Below are 21,165 nucleotides of genomic sequence, written 5' to 3' on the forward strand. Positions count from 1 at the left end.
ATCCATCTACCAGGAGCTTCACCATTTCACCCGCAACGACACACCCCACCAGCCCTGACCCGCAAAGATCAGGATGAAAAAGGCTCAATGGAAATTGCGGCAGTCATCCACAGCCTCCGGCGTGTCGTGCGCCCGACACGCCGGAGGTGTGCAGTTTCAATTGAAACTGCGGGACATCGGAATCCGGGACATCAGCCTGCGGACGTAAGCCTGCGGATGTCAGGCGGCGGCGTTGCCCAGGGTCATCAGCAGTCGGTTGTCCCAGGTGAACATCGCCGAGACCGCGACGAGGTCGCGGACGTCGTCGGCGCTGAGGCCGACGGCGTGCAAGCGGCGGATGTCGGCGGCGGACAGCGCCGCCGGGGTGGGGGCGAGGGCACCTGCGGTGTCGACGATGGCGCGCCGGCGCGGATCCGCCACCGCCGCCGGGCCCGCCTCCGCCAGTGCCACGGCGGTGATCTGGTCGCCCGACAACTGCACCTGGCGGCGGCCGTGCACCCCGGCGCAGTACTCGCAGCCGGTGATCAGCGACGTAGCCAGCGCGGCCAGCTCGCGGTCGGCCGGGTCGAGCGCGCCGGAGCCGCTCATGATCGCGTTGTGCAGCGCGGTGCGCTCCGCCAGCAACTCCGGATCGTGCCGCAGCGTCAAGTAGAACGGCGACCACTGCGCCCCGGCGGACTCCTCCGGCGCATCCGCCTGATCGACCCACGGAACCCAGCGCAGCGCCCGGAACGCGTCGGCGGGGGCGGGGAGTTCGCAGCCGTCGGCGGTGGCCCCGGCCTCGATGGAGTTCACCGGGCCGTCGGGAACCGGCCCGTCCCCGGCCTCCTCGACGAGCGACAACCCGAGCAGCAACCGGACCCGGTAGCTGACGTACGCGACGATCTGCGCCGCGGCCACCACCTGCGCGGAGCTGAACCCGTGCTCCCGCAGCGCGGTGATCTCGTCGAATCCCGCATCGGCCGGGTCCAGCGCGACCTGCTCGCAGTGCGCGAGCAACGCTTGCAGCGCCTCCGGAAGTTCGGACCAGCGCTCGACGTCGAGGACCACCTCGGCGGCGCCGTCCCCGGCCAGCGAATCGAGCTGCGCGGCCAGCTCGTCCGCGTACTCCTGGTGTTCGTTGACCAGCGCGACGCGCAACGCGATCCGGGCCCGATCGGCGTGGCTGAGCACGGATTCGTCGGCCGGGCGCAGCACAGCGGCATCAACGCTCGCGGTCAACTCGCGCACGTCCGGCCGCAGCACGGCCAACGCCTCTTCGGTCCGGCTGACGCGCTCGCTGCCGACGATCGTCATAAGCATCCCATCCGCTAGAACGGCTTCTCCCGCAATAGTTTTCCATTGCGCGCTCCAGCGGTGATCCCGGGTTGTCAGCCGGGGAGGTTCAGCTGCCAGGAGACGCCGAAGCGGTCGTTCACCCAGCCGAACTTGGGGCTGAAGCCGTAGGAGCCCAGCGGCATCAGCGCCGCGCCGCCCTCGACGAGCGCCGCGTAGGCGCCGTCGAGCTCGGCTTCCGTGCGGCAGTTGACGAACAGCGACATCGACGGTGTGAAGGTGAAGGCGTGCGACACGTGGCTGTCGATGCACATGAACTGCTGGCCGAGGATCGTGAACGTGGCGAGCTGCACGGTTCCCTCGTCGCCCGGACCGTCGGCGCCGTAGCGGGTGATGTCGAGGATCTCGCCGTCCTCGAACAGCGAGGTGTAGAAGTTCATCGCCTCCTCCGCCTTGCCCTCGAACATCAGGAACGTCGAGATCCGCGGGGAATCCGGGCTGGTCATCGTGGCTGCTCCCTCGAATGCCGGTTTCGCGCCGCAATCTAACGTCCGCTCCGGTCACCCGCACGCCGCGAGGAACGGTCAGCCGGCTTGCGGGACCGCGTGCCGGGCCGTCTCGCGGGCCGGGGCGAGCAGGGCCGCGACCGCCAGGGCGCCGAGCGCGGTCACCGCGGCGATCGCCCAGAGCAGGACCTGCCAGGCGTCGCTCAGCTGGACGGCCAGGAAGTCGTGCTGCGCGGCGGCCAGCTCGCCCGTCGCAACCTTCCCGGCCTGGTCGCCGACGCGGCTGGTCAGCAGGCTGATCAGCACCGAACCGAACAGCGCGAGCACCAGCGTCTGGGAGCCGCCGCGGATCGTGTTCAGCAGGCCCGCCGCCATGCCGGTCCGGGACTGGGCGACCTGGTTCATCGCCTGCGCGTCGATGAGGCCGGTGGCCAGGCCGATCCCGACGCCGACCGTCAGCAGCGGGCCGAGCAGCGCGCCCGCGCCGATCCCGGGGTGCAGCACGGTCAGCCAGGCGTTGCCCGCCGCGATCAGCAACAGCCCGGCGGTGATCAGCGCGCGCGGAGAGACGCCCCGGTTGACCAGCCGCCCGCCGAGCAACGGCATGAACAGCGTCGGCGCCGTCGACATCAGCATGATCAGCCCGGCGTCCCGCGCCGACATCCCGTTCGCGCCCTGCAGGAACGTGGGCAGGTACGACATCATCCCGCCGAAGCCCAGCACCATCACGACGCCCGAGGTGAGCCAGCCGACGAACCGCCGGTTGCGCAGCAGGGTCAGGTCCAGCACCGGATGCGCGCTGCGCCGTTGGACGGCCGCGAACAGCGCCAGCAGCGCGGCGCCCGCGGCGAGCAGGCCCAGCACCAGCGGGCTCGTCCAGCCGGCCCGCGAGCTCTGGGTGATCGCGAACATCACCGAGGCGAGCCCGGCGATGAAGGTCACCGCGCCGCCCCAGTCCACCCGCGGGCGCCGGTCGGCCCGCGACTCGGCCATCGCGAAAGTGCCTGCCAGCAAGAGAAATCCGGCGGCCGCGAAGGTGCCGAAGGTCGCGCGCCAGCCGAGCGCGCCGACCAGCCAGCCCGCCAGCGTCGGGCCGATCGCCATGCCCAGGCCCGCGGTCGTGCCCATCGCGGCGAACGCCCTGGTCCGCTCGGTCCCGGTGAACGTGGACGCGAGGATCGCGCCGCCGCCCGCCATCACGCCCGCCGCCCCGACGCCGGTGAGCGTGCGGGCCACGTCCAGCACCAGGATTCCCGGAGTGAGCGCGGCGGCCAGGCTGCCGAGCGCGTAGACCGCGGCGCCGACCCGGTAGATCCGGCGCCTGCCGAACAGGTCCCCGGTCGAGCCGGCGACGAGCATGAACGACGAGGCCGTGAGGAAGTAGCCGGTCACCACCCACTGCAGGGCGCCGCCGGAGGCGTCGAGCGAGGCGCCGATCTGGGGCAGCGCCACGGTCGTGCCGGACATCGACATCGGCAGGACCAGGTAGCCCAGCAGCACGACCACCAGGGTGAGCTTGTCCTGCACGGGAGAGCTCCGGGGGATCATGCGGCGTACGGTTCGGCGGCGCGGGCGGCGCGCAGGGCGCGCGCCCACCAGGTGAGCTGGCCGAGCATGCCCTTGGCGGCCTCGTTGCAGCCCTCGTCGATCGGGGCGCCGGTCTCGTCGAAGCGCTCCCAGGCGTTGTGGAAGCTGACCGTTTCGCGGACGGTCGTGGCGTGCAGTTCGGCGAAGACCAGCCGCAGCTGCTCGACGGCGCGCAGGCCGCCGCCCATCCCGCCGTAGGAGACGAAACCGACCGGCTTCGCCTGCCACTCCTCGCGGTAGAGGTCGATCGCGTGCTTCAGCACGGCCGGGAAGCTGTGGTTGTACTCGGGGGTCACGACGACGTAGGCGTCGGCGGCGGCCAGCCGCCCGGCCAGCTCGACGACGGGCTGGGCGCCGAAGTCGAGGGTGGCGGGCAGGTCGGTCTCGGCCAGGTCGATGACGTCGACGTCCAGGCCGCCGAACTCCCGGGCCTGCCGGGTGAACCAGTTGCCGACGGTCGGGCCGAAGCGGCCCTCGCGGTTGGTCCCGATGATCACGGCCAGGCGCAGTGCGGACATCTTTCGCTCCTCGTGGATCGGCGTTCCGGTGGGCTCCGGAAGCGGCGCAGTGGTAAAGTACAACATGTAATGCACTTAATGCAATGATCGTTGTACTTTGACGGAAAGGGTATTGATGAGCAGGGAAAACGTCTCGCGTCGCGGCTCGGAGAAGCGCCGGGCGATCATCGACGGGGCCCGCGAGGTGTTCGGCCGGGACGGCTACGCGCGCGCCAGCATCGACACGATCGCCAAGGCGGCCGAGGTGTCGACCCGCACCATCTACAACCACTTCGCGGACAAGGGCGAGCTGTTCCGCGAGGTCATCCTGGAAAGCGCGGCGGCGGTCCGGGACGCGCAGCTGGCCGACCTCGACCGGCACCTAGGCAAGATCGTCGACCTGCGGTCGGACCTGATCGGCCTCGGGCGCGACTTCACCGCCGTGATGCCCGAGTTCGAGGCACATTTCTTCCTGGTGCGGCAGATCAACGCCGACGTCGGGCACATCCCGGCGGAGGTGGTGGAGGAGTGGCAGGCGGCCGGCCCGAGGCAGGTGCAGGCCGATCTGGCCCGGCGGCTGGCGGAGCTGAGCGACAGGGGGCTGCTGGAGATCGACGACCCGCAGCGGGCGGCGGTGCACTTCGTGCTCCTGGTCGCCGGGGAGGTGCAGAGCCTGACCTTCTGGGGCGCGCGCTCGATCGACGAGGACGAGGTCGAGGCCATCGTCGCGGCTGGCGTCGAGGTGTTCCTGCGCGCCTACCGCCCTCAGTAGGGCGAGCGCATCCGGCGCCGCTGCACCGTCGGAATCGGGGAGCTGTTCCGGTCTGAGCCGCCCACTGCCTTCGCGCTGGCGCCCGGGTCGATACGCTTTGAACATGGAGCGCGATCCGGTCGACAGCCTGCTGCCAGAACTGGCGGAGTGGGCCGATAAGCAGGCACAACCGGTGCAGGGGAACAGCAACGACGCCGAGATCCTGCTCCGGCTGCTGTACGAGCACGTCGGCCTGCCCGAACTCGGCGAGCTGCGTCCGGACGATCTCGACGAGCTGCTGCTGGAGCAGTTCCCCGCCAAGGTCGCAGTCGAGGAGGACGAGGACCTGACCGAGGTGCTCGCGACGCTCCGCGAACTGCTGACCTTCGCCGGCGACACCGGCCGGATCGAGCCGGCGCTGGTGGACGACCTGCGGCGGAAGGTCGACGAGATCGAGCCGCGGTTCGCCGAGGTCGCGATGGCCCCGCCCGGCGAGCAGCCCTACGACCTCCGGACGGAGCTCGGGCTGCCGGACCGGCTGCCGCCGCTGCGGTTGCCGTCGGACGAGGAGCTCGCCGCCGCGGCGCGGCAGAGCCCGCTGCTGGACCGGGCCCGGCGGTTGGCGGTCCGCACGGTCGCCTGCCCGATCAAGGCCGGTGCGCTGAGCACCGCCGACGCCATCGCAGCCGCCGAGGCGCTCGGCTTCGCGGTTCCGGACGCGGTGGAGGGCATGGCGGACATCCCGGAGCTGGAGCGGCTGTGGGAGTGGGCGGCCGAGCTGGAATTCATCGGCCCCTCAACGGAAATCGTCGAGGTCGGCCCCAGCGTCGACGACTGGCCGGACGGCGACGACCAAGCGGTGCTGGACGTCTGGGCGGACGCCTTGGGGCTGCTGCTGGAGGAGATCTTCCAGGACGAGTGCGCGGACCTCGACCTCGAGGACGTCGCCTACTACGCGATGGTGTCGCTGTTCCTGGCCCGCGGCGAAGGCGCGCCCGTCGCCGAGCTGCGCGACATGATCCGCGAGATCGCCGTGGACGAGACCACTTCCGACGGCGCGTGGGACAACTGGGTCGCGACCTGCGGCGATCCGGCGGAACGGCTGCTGGCGGTCCTCGCCGACCTGGGTGCGGTGACGGTGGAAGGGGGCGTCGCCCGCCTCACCCCGCTCGGCCAGTACACCTTCGGCGGCGCGTTGACCGACGGCGGCGTCGAGGTTCCGCTGCTGCCGCCGGTCGAGGAGATGGCCGCCTTCGACCTGGTGGACTTCGCCAAGGGCGCGACCGACGAGGAGCTGGACGCGGAAACCGACGCCTGGTTCGAGGCGCGCGGAGCCGTCGCCGCCACCGACGACCTGCTGACCGCCGCCGCGGAAGGCGAGGCGGAAGACCGGATGATCGCGGTCTCCATCGCGGCGCCGCACGCCGCGACCGCGACACAGCGGTGGCGGGAGGCGCTGGACGAGCCGATGCTCCGGCCTTACGCGAAGGTGACGCTGCACCAGCTGAATCCGTCCGAGGAGCTCGAATCGACGGTGGCCGACGCGGCGCGGTTGCTCACCGACATGCTCGCGGCCGCGCTCGACTCGGTCGACCCGGAGGAGCTTCCCGACGTGCTCGCGGAGACCGTGCCCGCCGGGCAGGAGCCGGCGATCTTCGAGGAGATGTGGCGCCTGGACCACCCGGACGTCCGCGAGGTCCTGGCCCTGATCGGCGCCCAGCACCCGGACAAGAAGATCGCCAAGGCGGCCCGCAAGGCGGGCTTCAAGATCGCCCCCGAGGAGTGATCCTCGGCCTCCGGTGAGCGACGGGCCCGTGCGTGTTTTGTGTTGCTACAGCAGCACAAAACACGCACGGGACCTGAGTCCGCTGTCGTGGGGTTTACCCGGCGGCGGGAGTGGGGCGGTAGCACAGACGGACCACGCCCGAGGGGAAGGTCGTCGTGTTGACGAGTTCCAGCCGGACCGGGCCGAGGTCGTCGAAGATCCGCGGCCCGGTCGCCCACAGGTAGGGGCTGACGTTGAACCAGAGCTCGTCGACGAGGTCGTGGGCGATGAGGTCTCGGGTCAGCTCACCGGCGGAGGGGGCGATCAGGTTGCCGTCGTGTTCGTCCTTGAGGCGGCGCACGCTCTCGGCGAGGTCGCCGTCGATCAGGGTGGCGTTCCACTCCAGCGGGCCGGTCAGCGACCGGGACGCGACGTACTTGGGCATGCCGTTCATCCGGGCCGCGTACGCCTCGAAGCCGGGGACGTCGGCGAGCTGGGGCCAGGCGGTGGACAATCCCTCGAAGGTCTTGCGCCCGAGCACCATGGCGTCGGCCGCCTGCCACATCTCCAGCCCGGCCTGCATGCTGTCGGGATCGGTGACCAGCCACCCCTGCGGCTGGGGTGCCGGTGCTTCGAAGGCGCCGTTGACGGTCATGGCGACGTTGATGATCAGTCGTCCCACGAGGAGCTCCTTGTGTCGGTGTCGTGCTCGGTGAGGGTCGCCGCGAGCTTGTCGAGGCACTGGCCGAAGCCGATCTCGATGCCTGCGATGAAGTCGGCGGAGTAGACGGTGCTGTTGGCGATCCGCCAGTGGGCGTCGAGCTCCGTGCCGGTGTCGGTGGACCGGAGGCGCAGGTCGACGTGCGCGGTGAAGGCGAGGCCGCCGTCGGGGAGCAGCGGGGAGAGCCGGTAGGTGAGGCGCTCATCGGGGCGCACTTCTTCGACGACTCCCTCCGCGCGTCCGGCGACCGGGTCCGAGTCGCCGGTGTCCTCGACGTCGCGGTACTCCTGGACGATCCGCCCGCCCGGTCGCGCCTCGAAGACGAGCTCGGAGACGCGCAGGTCGTCGGGTACCCACCAGCGGGCGAGCAGTGCGGGATCGGTCAGGTGGCGCCAGACCAGCTCGGGACGCCCCGCCAGCGACCGGTGAAACCCGAACGAGCGGCCGTCGGCCCACCCTGAATCCTCGGCGGCGCGCCGTTCCGCGTCGAGGCTGGCCCCGTAGCGGTCGTAGGTCTCGCGCGATCCACCGACCTGGTCCGCGGCGTCGGCGAGCCGGTTCAGCGCGGCCGCCAGCTCTCGCAACGGGCCGGGCCGGAGCGCGTAGATGCGGCGCTGGCCGGTGCGCTGGGAGGTGACGACGCCGGCGCGCTCCAGGGTCTGCAGGTGCTTGGTCGTCTGCGGCTGGCGGGCCTCGGCGAGCTGGGCCAGGACGCCGACCGAGCGGGGCCGCTCGGCCAACAGGCTCACGAGTCGCCAGCGGGCCGGATCGGCCAGTGCGGCGAGGAATGCTGCGTCCATGGGCAGAAGTATTCGCCATGGAGAATGTTCGTGTCAAGGAATACTTCGCAGGCCGGCCCGTGCGTGTTTTGTGCTGCCATGACAGCGCACCGCACGCACGGGTCCTGACCAGCTGATATTCCGCGCCTAGGCGGCTGCGAGGAGGATCTTGCGGAAGTCGTCCGGGGCGTCGGCGACGATGTTGTGCCCGATCGGCAGCGACCGGACGTGCCACGCCGGATCGTTCCGCAGGCGCTCGTAGGTCGAGGCGAACGGGGTGTGCTCGAACTCGGAGCAGAACACGTACTCGCGGCGCGGAATCCGGTCCAGCGCGCCGGTGAGCCGAATGCCCTGCACCAGCGTGGCCAGCGGATGCGGCGTCGCTCGCGGGCTCAGCACTGGCAGCGGCGCGACCGAGAAGCCGTCGCCCGCCGAGCCGCCGATGTACCACTGGTGCCAGTGGTCGTCGGTCAGCGACATCACCGAATCGCCGTCCTGCGGCACGAAGGCGTCGACGTAGACCAGCGACGCGATCCGCTCCGGCACCCGGTCGGCGGCCCCGGTGATCACCATCCCGCCATAGCTGTGTCCGCACAGGACGACATCGCGCAGGTCCTCCTGCTCCAGCAGGCGCACCACGTCGTCGATGTGCGTGTCCAGGTTGACCGAGCCGGTCGGCGCGGCCTGCGGGCCGAGACCGGTCAGCGTCACGGGGTACGCCCGGTGCCCCTCGTCGCGCAGCTCCGCGGCCAGCGGCTCGTACCACCAGCCGCCGTGGCAGGCACCGGGAACCAGCACGTAGATCGCCATGTCACGTCTCCTTCGAGGTCGTCGTGACAACAACCCTAGGAGCCGTTTAGGACAGTTCCTGTCCGCATGGAAACCTTCTTTGGGGGTGAGTGAACGGCCTGTTCGCCTCGATAGGCGGCGCGAACGGGCCGTTCGCTCACGACGACGTGCCGAACCACCCCGGAACGTCGAGGCGGAACGTCTCCGCCGGCGTCATGCTGCGCAGGTCCGCCTCCAGCTCCCGAAGTCGCTGCGCGCCAAGGGTTTTCGCCCACTGCGACCGGAGCGCTTCGAAGATCGCCGCCGAGCGGGCGAGCACGTCGACCCCTCGGTCGGTGAGCCGGATCAGCTTCCGCCGCGCATCCGCCGCGTCATCGGCCCGCTCGACGTAGCCGAGGCTCGCCAGGCGGTCCACCGTCTTGCCCGCGGCCTGCTTGGAGATGCCGAGCCTGCGGCCCAGCTCGCTGGCCGTCGCGCCGTCGCGCCCGATCGCCTGCAGGGCGAATCCGTGCGCCGGGCGCACCTCGGGATGTCCCTGCGCGGCCAGTTCGGCGTGCAGCTGGTCGATCAGCGAGCGGAACCCCGCGAACAGCAGCAGGGGCAGCTCGAATCCGTGTGCCTCAGTCGTTGCCATATTCGACAACCTGGTTTACCTTTTCGACAACCATGTTGTCGATTCTAGGCGCCGAAGGGCGCCACCTGGAACGGGGGAACATGTTCACCGACCACACGGTGGAGTCCGCGCCCGCGGAGTCGCGGCGGGCCATGGCAGCCACCGCCAAGCGCCTCGGCCACCTGCCGGCGGCGATCGGGCGGCTCGCCGAGTCGCCGCACCTGCTCGACGGATTCCTCAAGCTCAGCGCCATGTTCGAGGCGACCACGCTGGACCCGCTCGCCCGCGAGACCGTGGTCCTCACGATCGCCACCCGCAACGAGTGCCACCTCTGCGTCGCGATGCACACGGCCAAGCTGACCACCATGGGCGCGAGTCCCGGGACCATCGCCGCGCTGCGCGACGGAGAACCGCTGGACGATCCGCGCCTGGAGGCGATCCGGGAGTTCGCGATCCAGGTGGTGGAGCGGGCCGGGGCAGTGGAACCCGAAGCGCTGCAAGCATTCCTGGCGCATGGCTACACGACCCGCAACGCGCTCGAAGTGGTCCTCGGCATCGGCGCTTACACGATGTCCACGCTGGCCAACCGGCTGGTCGACGCGCCGCTCGACGAGTGGCTCGAACCCTTCGCGTGGCCGGGGCTCAGCGGGTCAGCAGCGAGGTGACCTTCACCGCGGTGCTGTTGATCCACACGTCCGAGTACTCCACGGCCTGGCCGTCGCGGGTGTAGGTCACCTGCTCCAGGTACAGCACCGGCGTGCCCGCCGGGACCTCCAAGGCCTCCGCGACGTCCTCGCGGGCGGGTTCGGCGCTGAAGGTCCGCCGGCCCTCGGCGACCGGCAATCCGTAGGACTCCTCCAGCACGTCGAACAGCGAATGCCGCTCGAAGTCGACGTTCTCGATGCCGGGGCAGAGGTCCGCGCGCACCCAGTTGACCAGGTACGCGAGCGACCCCTGCGCGCCCCGGAAGATCCGGACCAGCTTGAGCCCGGGCGTGCCGGGCGGCGCGCCGAGGAGGGCCTGCACGGTCATCTGCAGGCCCTCCAACCGGGCGCCGATCACCTGGACGTCCAGCGCGTACCCCTGCGCGCGGAAGTCCTCCGACAGCGAGTGCAGCCGCTGCGCGATCCGCGGCTCCAGCACGCCCGCGGTGACGAACGTGCCGCGGCCGCGGGTCTGCGTGAGCAGCCCCTCCTCGATGAGGACGGCCAGCGCCTTCCGCAACGTTCCGCGGCTGACCCCCAGCTGCTCCGCGAGCGCGGGCTCCGGCGGCAGCTTGTAGTGCGCCGGCCACTGTCCACTGAGGATGTCATCGCGGAACACCGCCGCGATCTGCACGTGCAGCGGCTCGGGTGCGTCGCGCGAGATGCGCGACGCGTCGGTCTCCGTCACCTGACCCCCCGGTGTTGCGCGCCTTCGACGATCACGACTCAGTATGACGAAGCGGCCGCGCCGCCCGTGACGATCGCGATGCCGGCGCTCGTGCCCAGCAGCGACGCGCCCGCGTCGAGCAGCGAAACCGCCTGCTCGACGGTCTTGATCCCGCCCGAGGCCTTGACCGCGACGCCCGGCCGGGCGCGTTCGACCAGGTAGGCGATGCTGTCCGGGTTGGCGATCTCGACCGCCCCGCTGCTGGCGTTCTTCAGGTAGGCCGCCCCGGCGTCCATCGCCAGCTCGACCGCGCGCTCCCGCTCGGCGGCGGTGAACTTCGGCAGCTCCAGCATGACCTTCACGGGAATCCCGGCGGCTTCCACCACGGCGGCGATGTCGTCCCGGAACTCCTGCTCCATGCCGCTGCGCAGCCAGCCGACCTGCACGCCCATGTCCAGCTGGTCGGCGCCGGCCTCGGCGATGGCACGAGCCTCGGCGGCCTTGCCTGCGGAGGTCATCGAGCCGACGGTGGGGAAGTCCAGGGCGCTGGCGACCTGCACGCCGGTGCCGCGCAGCCGCTCGGCGACCAGCGGAACCCACGACGCCGGGACCATCGCGGCGTTGAAGCCGAAGCGCACGGCCTCCTCGCAGTGCCGGATCATGTCGTCGCGCGTGATGCCGATGTCGATGGCGGTGTGCTGGATGAACGGTGCGAGGGAAGCCGGTTGGTCGGCCGAGTAACTGGGCACGTCGATCACCTTTCGTCGAGCGAGTGTTTCAACGGTGGTTTGCGTAGCGGTGCGGGTGGCGGAACCTCAGCGGCCTTCTCGACTCCGGGATCCCCGACTTATGTATGTCCAATACGCGGCGCTGGGGCTGTCCTCGCGAGAAGACCGCTGAGAACCCGCGGCGGTGCGAGCTGAGTCCCACACCGCAAGCGGCTGCCGCCGCTTATAAAGCAAGGCCTAGATCTTCGGAGTGGGGCAGGCCGGGGATCACCTCGTGGTGGGCGACGGCGAACGCCCCGGCCGCGGCGGCGTAGCGGGCGGCGCGGCGCAGGTCCCAGCCGCGGCACCACGCGACGGCGAAGGCGGCGTTGAACGCGTCGCCCGCGCCGGTGGTGTCCACGACGCGAGCCGCCCGAACCGGCGGGATGTGCGTGCGATCGGTGCCGTCGTCCACGTAGGCGCCGTCGGTTCCGCAGGTCAGCGCGATGGTCGAGGAGAACCGCTCGCGCAGCGCGTCCAGCAGGGCGTCCGGGTCGGTGGTGTCCAGGCCGGTCAGCACCTGGGCCTCGGTGAGGTTCGGGGTGAGGAGGTCGACCAGGTCCGCGGCGTCCTGCGGCAGGTCGCGGGCCGGGGCCGGGTTGAACAGGACCCGGGTGCCGCGGTCGGCGGCGGTCCGCACCGCGGAAACGACCACGTCGGCGGGGATCTCGTTGCAGACCATCAGCAGGTCGGCGGCGGCGATGACGTCGGCGAAGCCGTCGACGTGCGTCGGGCGGAGCAGGTCGAGGGCGCCGGGCGCGACGATGATCCGGTTCTCGCCGTCGTCCTCGACGAGGATCACGCCGGTCATGGTCGACGCGTCGACGGTGACGACGGCGCTCGCGTCCACGCCCTCGTGCCGCCACAGCTCGCGGCCCTGCGCGCCGAGCACGTCGTCGCCGATCGCGGTCAGCAGCGAGACTTCCGCGCCCAGCCGCGCGGCGCCGATGGCCTGGTTCGACCCCTTGCCGCCGGGGCCGAGCGAGAAGGCGGCCCCGCCGAGCGTCTCCCCGCGCCCCGGCATCCGGCTGGTGCGCATGGTCATTCCCGTGCCGTAGCTGCCGACAACCGCGATCCGCATGACACCTCCCTGGTATGTACAAAAGTGTACATATGTGAGTCCGGTAGACCCCGATTGACGCGTCAACAGGGCAGACTTACAGTACATCCGGCTTTGCCAAGTGAACAAAGACGTGAACAATGGCCGCACTGGAGACGTCATGCCTGAGCGCATCCCACTGGTGATCGACACCGACACGGCGCAGGACGACTGCATCGCCCTGCTCGCGGGCCTGCTCGACCCCCGAGCCGACCTGCGCGCCGTGACGATGGTCGCCGGCAACGTCGACTTCGGCCACCAGGTCCGCAACGCCTACCTGACCTGCAACGTCGCCGGACGGCTCGGCGAGGTCCCGATCCACCTCGGCTGCCGCCGCCCGATGGTCCGGGCATGGGAGAGCGCGGAGAACGTGCACGGCGACGGCGCGGGCGGCCTGGCGATGGACATGACGGACTGCGACCCGGAGCCCGAGCACGCGGTGGACGCGCTGCTCCGGCTGGCCGCGGAGAACCCCGGCGAGCTGTCGATCGTCGCGATCGGCCCGCTGACCAACATCGCGACGGCCGTCGTGAAGGACCCGGACTTCGTCCGGAACGTCAAAACCCTCTACGTGATGGGCGGTTCCAACAACGCCCGCGGCAACATCACCGCAGCGGCGGAGTTCAACTTCTACGTCGATCCCGAGGCGGCGAAGACGGTGTTCGCGGCGGGCTTCGAGATCGTCGTGGTCCCGTGGGCGCCGCTCACCCTGGACCAGGCGGTGTTCGCGCAGCCGGCGCTGGACGAGATCGCGGCGCTGGGCACCCCGCTGTCGGACTTCTTCACCCGGGTCTGCGCGGCGACGCTGGATTTCGACCGCAGCGTCGGCATCGACGGCACCACCCACCCCGACTCGCTGACGGCGGCGGTCCTCCTGCACCCCGAGCTGATCCGCAGCAGCGCCCGCTACCACGTCGACGTGGAGACGGCGGGCGAGCTGACCCGCGGCTACGCGGCGATGTCCTGGGGAGTGCACGGCTTGGAGGCGAACGCGACGGTCGTCGAGGAGATCGACGCCGAAGCGTTCTTCGACTACATCAAGGGCCTGCTGGCCACGAAGACCACCCCGGCCCGCGAAATCGCCTGACCGCCCGGACTTCACGAGCGAGAGCGCTGAGATGACTGCAACTGCCCCGCCGCGCGTCGCGGCCCGCCCGCCACTGGTGCTCACGGCCCTGCTGGTGGCGGTGGCCAGCTTCCAGATGAACGCGACCATGCTGTCGCCGGCCATCGACAACATGGCGACGTCGTTGAACACGGACGTCGGCACGATCGGCCTGACCGCGACGGTGTTCCTGTTCGTGGCGGGCCTGGCGGGCGTGGTGCTGCCCCGCTACAGCGACATCATCGGCCGCCGCCGCGCGCTGTTCGGTTCGATCGCGGTGATGGCGGCGGGCAGCCTGATCGCGACGATCGCGCCGAACGTCGAGGTGCTGATGGTCGGCCGAGCCCTGCAAGGTGCCTGCGGCGCAACGATTTCCCTCGGCATCCTGACGCTGCGCGACATCCTGCCGACCAAGCAGTTCGGCCGCTACCTGGGCATCCTGACGGCAGTGAACAGCGGCGTCGCGGGCGTGGACACGCTGCTGGGCGGTGTCATCACGGACACGATCGGCTTCCGGGGCATCTTCGGCTTCACCTTCGTCCTGGAGGTGATCGCGGTGGTGATGATCGGCGCCTGGGTCCCGGACTCGGAGCGCACGGGCACCCGCATGGACTGGAAGGGCGCGGCGGTGATCTGCCTGGCCCTGCTGGGCCTGAACGCCTGGCTCTCGCTCGGCCCGACGGTGGGCTGGTTCGCCCCGTGGCCGCTGGCGTGCCTGGCGGCGGGCCTGGTGCTCCTGGTGGTGTTCTGGCTGGTGGAACGCGGCCAATCCGACCCGCTCCTGCCGCTGCCGGCCCTGCGCAGCAGGGGTGTGTGGGGCCTCCTGGTGACGACGTTCTGCACGATGGCCTCGATCTTCGCGGTCCTGACGTTCGTGTACCCGACGCTGGCCCAGAACGCGGCGGCGGGCTTCGGCTACGACGGCACGACGACGGCCCTGATGTTCCTGATGCCCTACGCCCTGGCGGGCTGGATCCTGGCGCCCCTAGCGGGAACCCTGGCCCCGAAGATCGGCTACCGAAAGATGCTGAGAATCGGCCTGCTGGGAAACCTCGCGCTGATCGCGGCAACGGTCTTCGCGGTGAAGTCCCCATGGCTCCTGTTCGCGCTGGTGGCGCTGATGGGAGTGTCCTACGCGGCGTGCGCGGCAACGGCCCTGAACGGAATGGGAGTGATCTACGCGCCAGCGAAGTCCCCAGGAATCCTCCCAGGCCTAAACGCAACAATGTTCAACCTCGGAGCCTCGGTAGGCATCGGAGTGTTGTCGGGTCTGGTGGCGCAAAGCACCCCGGAAGGCGCAACGGACCCGGCAGGGTTCACCACGGCACTGGTGGTGGCGACGGCGATCTCGGCGGTAGCGCTGGTGGCGTCCTTCGTGTTGCCGGGGAAGACGGGCACGGCAGAGAAGGTCTGAATCGGGCCACATCATCCGGTGGTGGTACACGCGAAGGTGCTTGTCAGCGCACCTTCGCGTTCATCAACTTCCTGTTGGTCAACGATGAGCATGTCCTTCACTTGATCGGGTTATAGTCACTTGGGGTGATCAGGTGACTGAAAGTAGTAATGGTCTGGTCGAGTGGGATCTCCAGGTCGGCGATGTGTTGCGGCGCACCGAGGTTCACAAGAGGTTTGGTGGTTCTGGGCAGGGCGGCATCGCGTCGGCACCCAGATCGGGCAGCGTGCTCTTGTTCAGCTCTGCGCAGGGGGCGCAGTACGGCTACGACTACGACGGCTGGCACGAAGACGGCTCCTATCGCTACACCGGTGAAGGTCAAGACGGTGATCAGCTATTGGTGCGCGGAAACAAGGCGGTTCTAGAGTCGGGCCGTGCCTTGCGACTGTTCGAAGAAGCACAGCGGAGCCATGTCCGGTATATCGGCGAGTTCACATTGGACCCGGACGAGCCGTACTACCGAGCTGATGCACCTGACAAGACAGGCAAACTCCGCAGTGTCATTGTCTTTCGCCTTTGGCCCGCTGGATCTGTGCCTCCAGCGCCGGCCGCAAGCGAGCCAACCGGACCGGAGGTGCAGTCGAGCCCTGTCGAGTCTGCCGACACATCGTCAGGTGAAGTGCGGTCCGACCATGAGCAGTGGGCAGCCGATGCACCGGCCACCAAGGACATGCTTAAGCGCGACGCACTTGCATCCGTGCTCGCTGCCAGACTGCGCCGATTCTCGCACCACGAGCCCTGTCACTCCTTTTTGCTCCATGTGGACGGCCCGTGGGGCTCGGGCAAGAGCACTCTGCTCAAGCTACTCAAGCCGCACCTCGACAAGCACTACCTCGTTGTGCCCTTTGACTCATGGCAGAATTCCAAAGTGGACCCGCCATGGTGGGCGCTGCTTGTCACACTGCGGCAGCATGTATCGTGGGACCTTCCGCGATGGCGTCGCCCCTTTTTTCGGATCGCGGAGGCTTGGACACGTGCCCGCCGCGGCAGCACGCCATATTTGTTGACCGGATTGGTACTCCTGCTGCTACTTGGCGGACTCGTTCTCCTCAGTCCAGCTTGGTTGTCCGGCAACGGGCTGGGGCAGGCAGTCACGAGCATCACCAAGCCACTGAGCGCTTTGGGATCAGTGGCACTGGTGATCTTGCTTGTCAGCCGCTTTGTCTTGTGGGACTCCGCGCGAGGTGCTAAACGGCTCGAGCAGGTTCACACCAACCCGATGCAAGAGGTCACTCAGCATTTCAGCTGGTTATTGGCCCGCGCACCACGCCGTGTAGTGTTCTTTATCGACGACTTGGACCGCTGCGGCGATCGCTATGTAGTCGAGCTCCTCGATGCAGTCCAAACTTTGGTTCGCGACGCGCCGGACAAAAAGCGCACCGCCGGTCGGTCGGCATACTTCGTCGTTGCGGCACATGGAAACTGGTTGCGACGGGCGTACGAGGCTGTGCACCAACCATTCCAGGGCGCTGTCGACGAGCCCGGCCGTGGGCTTGGCCATCTTTTTTTGGACAAGTTGTTCCAGCTGACCGTGCCGATGCCCACGCTCGGACCTGACACCAAACGGCAGTACTTCGATCACGTGCTCGGCATCCAGTCATCGGATCAGGTTGGTGCCGACGAAAGCGACGAGCTCCGTGAGCAGATCGAACGCAGCACGAGCGAGACCGAGCTGCTCGACGTGCTGAAGTCTGTCAGTCCAGAGCAGCGGGAGGCCGCAGCCGCGCGGGCTGTCGAGCGGATGAGCGAACCAAGAATAGCTGAGGTCACCGAGCATGCTCTCCAAAAGTTCACATCCTTGATGGATGGCAATCCGCGAAGCATGAAGAGGTTCGTCAACACCTACAGCGTGTTGCGCGCAGCGAGAACTTTGGAAGGGATCACGGTTGACAGTGATGTGCTGGCGTTCTGGACCGTCCTGCACATCCGGTGGCCACTGCTGACTGAGTATTTAGAAGCGAACCTCAATGCCGTTGCAAGCACCGGTTCGACTGAGGTGCGCTTGGACTCGATGCCCGACGAGTACGGCCCCCTGCTCGAAGACCCCGAACTGTTGCATGTGCTTGCCACCTCGCCAGTGCGCCTGACTCCGGACCTTGTCGGCGCTTGCTGCGGTGCCTTGGCAGACTCCCTGCTCGACGAAGCCGTGGCGGACGCGATCGACCAATGACACATCCCGCGCAGTGCGGGGCACGGTGCCGGCCCAGGTCCGGCGGGCTTCACCATGGTGCGTCCAATCAGTTGGTTTGAACTTTTTCTGTCACGCAAACGGATGTCACTCCGTAGAGTGATCATGTGGTTGATTTCCGTGTTGCTGCTGAGGTTGAGGTCTTCGCCGACGCCGCTGAGGTCGAGTGGGACCTGAGTGTCGGTGACGAGCTGCGCCGCTCCGAGATCCACGTGCGTTTTGGTGGCTCCACACAAGGGGGGATCGCACCGGCGCCGAAGTCAAGCAGTTTGCTGCTGTTTACCAGCACAGCCGGTGCCAAGTACGGCTACGGACATGACGGTTGGCGTGACGAAGGCTCGTACCACTACACCGGTGAAGGTCAAGTCGGCGACCAGCAACTGGTGCGCCGGAACAAAACGATCCTCACCACTGAACGCCCCTTGCGGTTGTTCAAGGAGGTACGCGGCGGCTTCTACGAGTACCTGGGGATATTCACGCTCGACCCGGACCCGGATAAACAGTGGTATCGGGCTGACGCGTTGGACATCAACGAGGAGTGGCGCAGTGTAATCATGTTCCGACTCTGGCCGGTAGCTGCCAAAGTCGCAGCGTCGAAGACTAGCCGGAACACAGAGCCGGAAGAGTACTCCATACCCGTCGAATCGCACCAAACGGAAAAGTACGTCTCCAAGCCAAAGAAAGGCTTCACGGTTGCCGAACGCAGTGAAGCTGATCTCGTGAAACGTTACGAGGCCGTGCTACGCGAACGCGGCGGGGAAGTGACGAGTCGTGAGATCCGCATGCCTGGTGACACACCATCGATCTACACGGACCTCTTCGACGAAGAACTCGGCGAACTGATCGAAGCGAAGAGTTCAGCGTCCCGAAACCACGTGCGTCTAGCCCTCGGCCAGATCCTGGATTACGCGCGCTACGTAAAGCATCGCAGTCTCGCTGTCCTGGTCCCGTCACGTCCGGCGGATGACCTGGTGAGCCTGTTGGCCGCCCACGGAGTGAGCTGTATTTACGAAGCAAGCAAGGCCAAGTTCGAACGACTCGAAGCGAGGCTGATCGAACCAATTGGCTCATAACACATCGGAGCATGAATATGGCAGAGTATTCGCTGCGGGCTGCTAGTGAGGCGCGCGAACTTATAGTCAAGCTACACAACTCATGTCTCACTCATATAAATGAGGTTACATCTTCTCTTAAGGAAGAGTTCGAACATACTTTGCATCTTGAGTCTGACCTCGGTCAGTGGCTTGATGTTCTTAAAGGTCGAGTTGAGTCTCCTCAGCTCAATTCGGCGCATCGAGATTTCGGATTGTCTTTATATGCGGCCGCGAGCGGACTTTACAGGCAAGCATTTTCAAGCTCAAGATCCTCTCTTGAGGTGTTTATCGCAACGACTTACCTCAGCGCTTCAGAATTCAAGCGTAGACAATGGGTAAGCGGCAAACTGGATATCAGTTGGTCTTACATCACATCCGCCGAAAACGGAATCTATTCGCAAGCTTTTATCGGCGAATTTTGCCCAGCGGCGCAATCTGATCGAGACGAATTTGTATCGCTAGCGAAGGCAACGTATCGCCGGTGTTCTGAGTACATCCACGGGAACGTGGCAACTTCACAGCTACTGCCGACGTCTATAGCTTACGACAAAGAGATCATGAGGGAATGGATCTCGCTGAGTCGGACTACCTTACTAGTTACGCTGCATTGCTTCATGATCAGATATTTTACCGAACTTGACTTCGGTCAACAACGAAAAGTTGAGGCAACACTGGAAGACAATCTTGCGCACCTGGTATCGGTACGGAGAATCCTTGACCTTCCCGTAGAAAGGAGCGATTCTTGAGCAACGAACTGAACTTTAGAACTGAAGATCTTACGCCGGAAGAGATTGATAGATACTTTATTGAAACGCCTGCAGATAGAGCGACTATCGACGCGATCAAGACTAAGAAGACGGTCGTCATTCAAGGGGCACGAGGAGTTGGAAAATCCTTCCTGCTTCACGTAGCAAAAAAGGAACTAGATGAAAGTTTTGAGAGCGAAAAGGTACTGGCTGTATACGTGACCCTAAACAAGGCCAGTCTTCTCAAGACTTCTGATTCCGATAAGTTTAAACATTGGATGCTGGCAAAAATTTGCAATCGGGTCATGCGGGCTGCGAGGAAAAAGGGGCTTATCCGTGCGCGTAGCACGGTTTTTTCATCCCTCGCTCCAGATAAAGACGACGACGCTTTGGAACCTCGCCTTGAGCAGCTAGAGGAGAGGCTAGAGGAATCCTGGCGTTCGGTAGAGCCAGTTAAAGATTTCGATTCCAGCCTTGATCCAGAAAGCATTACTGACGCGATTGAGGATTTGTGTCAGGACACAGGACTGCGACGAGTGGTCTTGCTGGTGGACGAGGCTGCGCATGTCTTTATCCCAAACCAGCAACGCCAGTTCTTCACGCTCATGCGCGATCTCCGTACTCCGTACCTATCGGTCAAGGCCGCCGTGTATCCCGGGGTAACGTACTTTGGTGACTCATTTCAGATGCGGCATGACGCTGAGTTGATTGATGTCAATAGGGACATACTGGAACCAGGGTACTTGTCATCTATGCGAGAGATGGTGGTCCGGCAAGATCCCTCTCTTGAGTCGGTGATCACCAAGTATGGTGAGGCATTCGATGCGCTGGCTTTCTCTGCAAGCGGAAATCCTCGAATTCTTTTGAAAACGGTATCTTCCGCTTCGCCGTTTAATAATAATAATGTACAGAAAGTGATGCGGGAGTACTACCGAGACAAGATTTGGTCCGAGCATAGCGAGCTAGGGAATCGGTACGCGGGACATAGAAAAGTGATCGACTGGGGGAGAGAATTTATCACGGGGGTGGTGCTTCCGTATCTTGACGAAAAGAGCAAAGATAAGGAGTCTCTAGATACTCGGATATTTCTCTGGATTCATCGTGATGCGCCGGCGGCGGTTAAAGAAGCGCTCCGGCTTCTTTGCTATAGCGGTATTCTTCACGAAGAAGGCAGTGGTTTGGTGGCGACTCGGGGGCACATTGGCACCAGGTATATGTTGAATATCGGCACCCGTACTGGTCGACAGAGGAATCCTGTTGCTTTCTGCACTGAATTAAGAAGATCTGTGTCAATTAAACTAATGGTGGAGTACGGAGCCAATAATCGTTCTTATGCCGAAATCGAGAAACTGAATATTGATCAGCTTGAGGATGGATTCAATGAGTTGCTAAACCAACAGCTGCGCAAGTCTGTTGATGCGCTTGATTTGACATTCTTTTTGCGTAACAAATTGAAGGAATTGAATTTCGATACGGTAGAAAAGGCTCTCGCTGCATCTGAAGAAGATTTCATGAGGGCTAAAGGAATTGGACCGGTGCGGTCCCGGCACATGATGAATGCGGCGACAGCGGCGGTCCTGGAGTACTTGTCAGGCTGATGATGGCCGCAGTTGACTAGCATTCGTGTAGCCCAAGTGTTCATCGGAAACCCTGGCTGACCGTCAGTCGTCCTCGCAGCCGTGACCCCGTCGGCCCCAGGGGCACATGGCGTGTTGTTCAGCCGTTGATCTCAGGGCGAGCGAGTGCCCCAGCCGTAGATAGGGGCACTCGCTTCCTGTGTTCTACCGGTCGAGTTGGCCTCGCTTGACCTTCGCGATGAAGCCCGTCCAGCTCGTGGGTGCGACGGCGAGCGTGCTGGCCTCTCGGTTACCTGGCGGACTCCGATGAGGCGTGGGACGGCCTCGGGTTGCCCAAGGTCGCGCCGCCCGCGTTCGGCGAGTAGGGGGTGACCGGGCGCGTGGGGTCGGGGGCATCGCGCCCGGTCACCGGGGTGGGCCGGTGCGGGTGGGGGTTGGGGAGGTCTCCGCACCGGCCCAGCGGCGGAGTAGGTTTTGGTTTG

General features: G+C 66.3%; 21 protein-coding genes. 9 read left to right on the plus strand and 12 right to left on the minus strand.

All coding sequences use genetic code 11. From position 1 onward, the window contains the following. Positions 1-219: 219 nt before the first annotated feature. From AB0H93_RS43270 to AB0H93_RS43285, 4 genes are all read right to left on the minus strand, one after another. Positions 220-1,296, minus strand: coding sequence for a peroxidase-related enzyme (locus AB0H93_RS43270; protein ID WP_358582540.1), 1,077 nt, complete (start codon positions 1,294-1,296; stop codon positions 220-222). Between the two features lie 74 nt (positions 1,297-1,370). Beyond that, entirely contained in the window at positions 1,371-1,781 is a 411-nt protein-coding gene (locus AB0H93_RS43275; protein ID WP_358582543.1) for a VOC family protein, read from the minus strand. 78 nt (positions 1,782-1,859) lie between these two features. Continuing rightward, positions 1,860-3,329 (minus strand): MFS transporter, encoded by a 1,470-nt coding sequence (locus AB0H93_RS43280; RefSeq protein WP_358582546.1) that lies wholly within the window; start codon positions 3,327-3,329, stop codon positions 1,860-1,862. After that, the gene (locus AB0H93_RS43285) at positions 3,326-3,886 is read right to left on the minus strand and encodes an NAD(P)H-dependent oxidoreductase (protein WP_358582549.1); all 561 of its coding nucleotides are present in this window, start codon (positions 3,884-3,886) and stop codon (positions 3,326-3,328) included. Before AB0H93_RS43285 ends, AB0H93_RS43280 begins: the two co-directional genes overlap by 4 nt. Before the next feature lie 115 nt (positions 3,887-4,001). Here AB0H93_RS43285 and AB0H93_RS43290 point away from each other — a divergent pair, with 115 nt between their 5' ends. Continuing rightward, positions 4,002-4,637: a TetR/AcrR family transcriptional regulator gene (locus AB0H93_RS43290; RefSeq protein ID WP_358582552.1), complete on the plus strand. Its 636-nt coding sequence runs from the start codon at positions 4,002-4,004 to the stop codon at positions 4,635-4,637. Between the two features lie 103 nt (positions 4,638-4,740). Beyond that, on the plus strand, positions 4,741-6,402 hold the full coding sequence (locus AB0H93_RS43295; protein WP_358582555.1) for a hypothetical protein: 1,662 nt from the start codon (positions 4,741-4,743) through the stop codon (positions 6,400-6,402). A gap of 94 nt (positions 6,403-6,496) precedes the next feature. Here the strand turns inward: AB0H93_RS43295 and AB0H93_RS43300 are convergent, their stop codons facing one another. From AB0H93_RS43300 to AB0H93_RS43315, 4 genes are all read right to left on the minus strand, one after another. Then, positions 6,497-7,063 carry a dihydrofolate reductase family protein gene (locus AB0H93_RS43300; protein ID WP_358582558.1) on the minus strand — a complete coding sequence of 189 codons (567 nt, stop codon included), beginning with the start codon at positions 7,061-7,063 and terminating at the stop codon, positions 6,497-6,499. Beyond that, positions 7,051-7,902, minus strand: coding sequence for a metalloregulator ArsR/SmtB family transcription factor (locus AB0H93_RS43305; protein ID WP_358582561.1), 852 nt, complete (start codon positions 7,900-7,902; stop codon positions 7,051-7,053). Before AB0H93_RS43305 ends, AB0H93_RS43300 begins: the two co-directional genes overlap by 13 nt. 126 nt (positions 7,903-8,028) lie before the next feature. Continuing rightward, positions 8,029-8,691 (minus strand): alpha/beta hydrolase, encoded by a 663-nt coding sequence (locus AB0H93_RS43310; RefSeq protein WP_358582564.1) that lies wholly within the window; start codon positions 8,689-8,691, stop codon positions 8,029-8,031. Positions 8,692-8,827: 136 nt separating this feature from the next. Continuing rightward, positions 8,828-9,304 (minus strand): MarR family winged helix-turn-helix transcriptional regulator, encoded by a 477-nt coding sequence (locus tag AB0H93_RS43315; RefSeq protein ID WP_358582567.1) that lies wholly within the window; start codon positions 9,302-9,304, stop codon positions 8,828-8,830. A gap of 80 nt (positions 9,305-9,384) precedes the next feature. Here AB0H93_RS43315 and AB0H93_RS43320 point away from each other — a divergent pair, with 80 nt between their 5' ends. Continuing rightward, positions 9,385-9,948 carry a carboxymuconolactone decarboxylase family protein gene (locus tag AB0H93_RS43320; RefSeq protein WP_358582599.1) on the plus strand — a complete coding sequence of 188 codons (564 nt, stop codon included), beginning with the start codon at positions 9,385-9,387 and terminating at the stop codon, positions 9,946-9,948. Here the strand turns inward: AB0H93_RS43320 and AB0H93_RS43325 are convergent. The 3 genes from AB0H93_RS43325 to AB0H93_RS43335 form a co-directional block, all read right to left on the minus strand. Continuing rightward, the gene (locus AB0H93_RS43325) at positions 9,926-10,675 is read right to left on the minus strand and encodes a GntR family transcriptional regulator (RefSeq protein ID WP_358582570.1); all 750 of its coding nucleotides are present in this window, start codon (positions 10,673-10,675) and stop codon (positions 9,926-9,928) included. The genes AB0H93_RS43320 and AB0H93_RS43325 overlap by 23 nt on opposite strands. Positions 10,676-10,713: 38 nt before the next feature. Next, positions 10,714-11,403 (minus strand): deoxyribose-phosphate aldolase, encoded by a 690-nt coding sequence (gene deoC / locus AB0H93_RS43330; RefSeq protein ID WP_358582573.1) that lies wholly within the window; start codon positions 11,401-11,403, stop codon positions 10,714-10,716. A gap of 202 nt (positions 11,404-11,605) precedes the next feature. Beyond that, positions 11,606-12,502: a ribokinase gene (locus tag AB0H93_RS43335; RefSeq protein WP_358582576.1), complete on the minus strand. Its 897-nt coding sequence runs from the start codon at positions 12,500-12,502 to the stop codon at positions 11,606-11,608. 139 nt (positions 12,503-12,641) lie between these two features. Here AB0H93_RS43335 and AB0H93_RS43340 point away from each other — a divergent pair, with 139 nt between their 5' ends. The 6 genes from AB0H93_RS43340 (at position 12,642) to AB0H93_RS43365 (ending at position 20,704) form a co-directional block, all read left to right on the plus strand. Further along, positions 12,642-13,607, plus strand: a complete 966-nt coding sequence (locus AB0H93_RS43340; protein ID WP_358582579.1) for a nucleoside hydrolase — start codon at positions 12,642-12,644, stop codon at positions 13,605-13,607. Positions 13,608-13,638: 31 nt separating this feature from the next. Next, positions 13,639-15,039: an MFS transporter gene (locus AB0H93_RS43345; RefSeq protein WP_358582582.1), complete on the plus strand. Its 1,401-nt coding sequence runs from the start codon at positions 13,639-13,641 to the stop codon at positions 15,037-15,039. Between the two features lie 133 nt (positions 15,040-15,172). Then, entirely contained in the window at positions 15,173-17,248 is a 2,076-nt protein-coding gene (locus AB0H93_RS43350; protein ID WP_358582585.1) for a P-loop NTPase fold protein, read from the plus strand. 125 nt (positions 17,249-17,373) lie between these two features. Beyond that, on the plus strand, positions 17,374-18,339 hold the full coding sequence (locus tag AB0H93_RS43355) for a hypothetical protein (RefSeq protein ID WP_358582588.1): 966 nt from the start codon (positions 17,374-17,376) through the stop codon (positions 18,337-18,339). Between the two features lie 17 nt (positions 18,340-18,356). Continuing rightward, positions 18,357-19,106, plus strand: coding sequence for a hypothetical protein (locus AB0H93_RS43360; RefSeq protein WP_358582591.1), 750 nt, complete (start codon positions 18,357-18,359; stop codon positions 19,104-19,106). Then, a complete protein-coding gene (locus tag AB0H93_RS43365; protein WP_358582593.1) occupies positions 19,103-20,704 on the plus strand; it encodes an AAA family ATPase in 1,602 nt (533 codons plus the stop codon). The genes AB0H93_RS43360 and AB0H93_RS43365 overlap by 4 nt, the downstream gene beginning before the upstream one ends. 268 nt (positions 20,705-20,972) lie before the next feature. On the opposite strand, the gene AB0H93_RS43370 is transcribed toward AB0H93_RS43365, so the two are convergent. Then, positions 20,973-21,165: hypothetical protein (locus tag AB0H93_RS43370; protein ID WP_358582596.1), on the minus strand; the 193-nt coding region annotated here is incomplete at its 5' end.

The organism is Saccharopolyspora sp. NPDC050642, from assembly GCF_040654735.1.
GTDB lineage: Bacteria > Actinomycetota > Actinomycetes > Mycobacteriales > Pseudonocardiaceae > Saccharopolyspora > Saccharopolyspora elongata.